At 52.6% G+C, this 2,498-nt stretch carries 2 protein-coding genes; both read left to right on the top strand.

Going from position 1 to position 2,498, the window contains the following annotated elements; all coding sequences use genetic code 11:
• A partial coding sequence (locus tag LLG96_17445) for a transglutaminase-like domain-containing protein (GenBank protein ID MCE5251991.1) occupies positions 1-1,493 on the top strand: 1,493 nt, incomplete at its 5' end.
• A 53-nt stretch (positions 1,494-1,546) separates the two neighbouring features.
• Positions 1,547-2,176, top strand: a complete 630-nt coding sequence (locus LLG96_17440; protein ID MCE5251990.1) for an NAD(P)H-dependent oxidoreductase — start codon at positions 1,547-1,549, stop codon at positions 2,174-2,176.
• Positions 2,177-2,498: the final 322 nt, after the last annotated feature.

Here is a 2,498-nt window from a genome sequence, read left to right as displayed (position 1 = left end):
AGATGGAGAAAAATTCGAAAACGGAGCTCGATCTGATCCGTCATATCTCCGACTGGGCAAACAAGCAGTGGGGACACATCCAGCCGTTCCCGTATGCCTCGTGGGATGCACTCGAAATACTCGACCGCACGGAAAAGGGGGACGCGTTCTGGTGCACATTCAAAGCGGCCCTGTTCGTGCAGGCATGCAATTCGGCTGGACTCACCGCACGCATGCTCGGCATCAATCCCAAAGACAGCGCCGCCCATACGGTGACCGAGGTCTACAGCAACGAATACCGTAAATGGATGCTTGTCGACCCCTGGTTAAACGCATACTACGAGCGCGACGGGATTCCGATCAGCGCTCTCGAATTCCACAACACCTTCGGGGACACGAAAGGGATTTTCGTCGTCTTCGGCGAAAACGGAATGGGCACCGAGTACTGGGATTACAAAACCGGAAAGACGGCTTCCATTCCGCACGCAAACGCACGCATTCCCCTTGAAGAAGCCCCGAACAAGGGATACATCGCCTTCTATTACGATTACCGAATCGTGCTTCGCAACGATCAGACGGTTCATCCACAGTCGACGGAAAACGTGTACGTGGATGGTTTCATGGTGCCGTTCAATGCCCGCGGCGGCGAGTTCTGGGGCCCCCAGCTTCACTGGACGGACGACAGGACCGATCCGCAGATTACCGCTTGGAATTCGAACAACGTGTACGATTTCCAGTGGCCGCTCAACGAGGTCAGGGTCGATCTCATGTGTACATCGGTTCCCGGCGCGCCGGTCGTCCTCGATGCGAAATTCTCCACGCTCACACCGAGCTTTTCCCATTACTTGCTCGAAGTAGACAGAAACGAGGTTCCTCTCGATGGTGACACGTATGTCTGGAAGCTCAGAAAAGGCGCCAATTCACTGAAGATAACATCGATAAACGCAGTCGGCAGGGGCGGATTTCCGAGCGAATTTGAGATCGAATACGATCCGGACAGCGTCGATTACACCAAACCGGTCGTCGTGGAGCTGAAAAATCCAGGCATGGAGCTTGCCGCATCGGGAGCATCCGGCAAGGTTCCCTCTCCGGCCAACTGGGGAACCATCACCTCGAACGCCCTCCGATTCAAAGAATTTACGCTCGATTCGAAGGTGAAACATTCCGGAAAATACTCGCTCAGGGCAGCGCCCGCACGCGATCCAAAAACCGGAACGGAATATGCGTTCATCGTTAAATCGGACGATTTCGACATCAATCCCGCCACCAATGTCATCTATACCATATGGCTCAGGGCAACCGAAGACAACACGCCGGTGGACATCGGCCTTCTCGACTGCACCTACAAGGGCCAGGGAACCTACATCGAACGGGTTTCTGTCGGTAAAACATGGCGGAAATACGAGCTGAAATGCCGTATTCACAACGAGATCACGAAGGCATATGTCGGCTTCAAAGTCTACACCGGCACCGTATGGGCCGATGACGCCGGGTATGAGGAAATTAAAAAGTGAGCGACTGCATATCAGGTGATGAGTTACCGTTCTCTATGCTCGGGAGGTGCATCATGAATCGAATACGCATCTGTTCCTGTCCGGTATTGAAAATATGTGCTTTTTTACTCATGTTCGGGTCAGCGGCTCCGTATCTGTGCGATGCGCAGGAAAAGACCGATGTCCTCATCGTCTACTCGTCGGGAACACCCCACGAAGCTGTCACCGACATCAAGCCGGGTACGGCCGATGCGGTCACCTGTCCGACCCCGAAAAACGAAAATATGGCGACAGTCGCGGAAAAACTCGCCGCGGAGCTGCGGAAAAAAGGCCTCATAGTGAGAGCAGCGCGGTCCGATGAAATTCTCGATCACAACGATATCCTCGATGCCCGTTACATCGTCTTCGGGAGCCCTTCATATTTCGGCAACATAAGCTGGCAGATGAAAAAACTGATCGACGAGAAACTTCAGATCATCTACATGTCGGTAAAGGGACGGTTCAACAAGCGGAGCATCGCCGTTTTTTCCATGGCGGAGGTCGAACCGAGCGCCCGTGAAACCATCGGCGTATTCGAACGGGTGTTCAGGGACCTCAACGCCGTGCTTGGCCCGACCATGATCATCCTGGCAAAGTACAAGCCGGAGGAAGCCGACAGCCGTGTTCAATCGTTCGCGGAGGAAATTGTCAACGGGATAAAATAGGGGATTTTATTTCTGTTATACCAGAACGCGTATTTTCGTGGATATGTTTCTTGCCCTGATTATTCACATACGTTTCAAAATAAAGGTAAGTATTTTTTCCCCTCACCCTTTGATTCCTTCTCCCGTGAACGGGAGAGGGGGATTCCAACGCCGGATTGAGGCTCCCACTCGCCCGTGCGCAGCATGAGGATCGTTGGGGCAGCCCCCCGTGGCTGCCCTCATTACGATTGGAGATTCATGAACAAATCGGATTTGATATGATCGATTAATAGTCACTAAAGATAGTATTAATAGTCTATTGCAGAACTGTCCGGTTAAACTA

The organism is bacterium, assembly GCA_021372535.1.
GTDB lineage: Bacteria > Latescibacterota > Latescibacteria > Latescibacterales > Latescibacteraceae > JAFGMP01.
The sequence above is the reverse complement of the archived record's forward strand: the minus strand, read 5'-3'. Positions and strand labels throughout refer to the sequence as shown.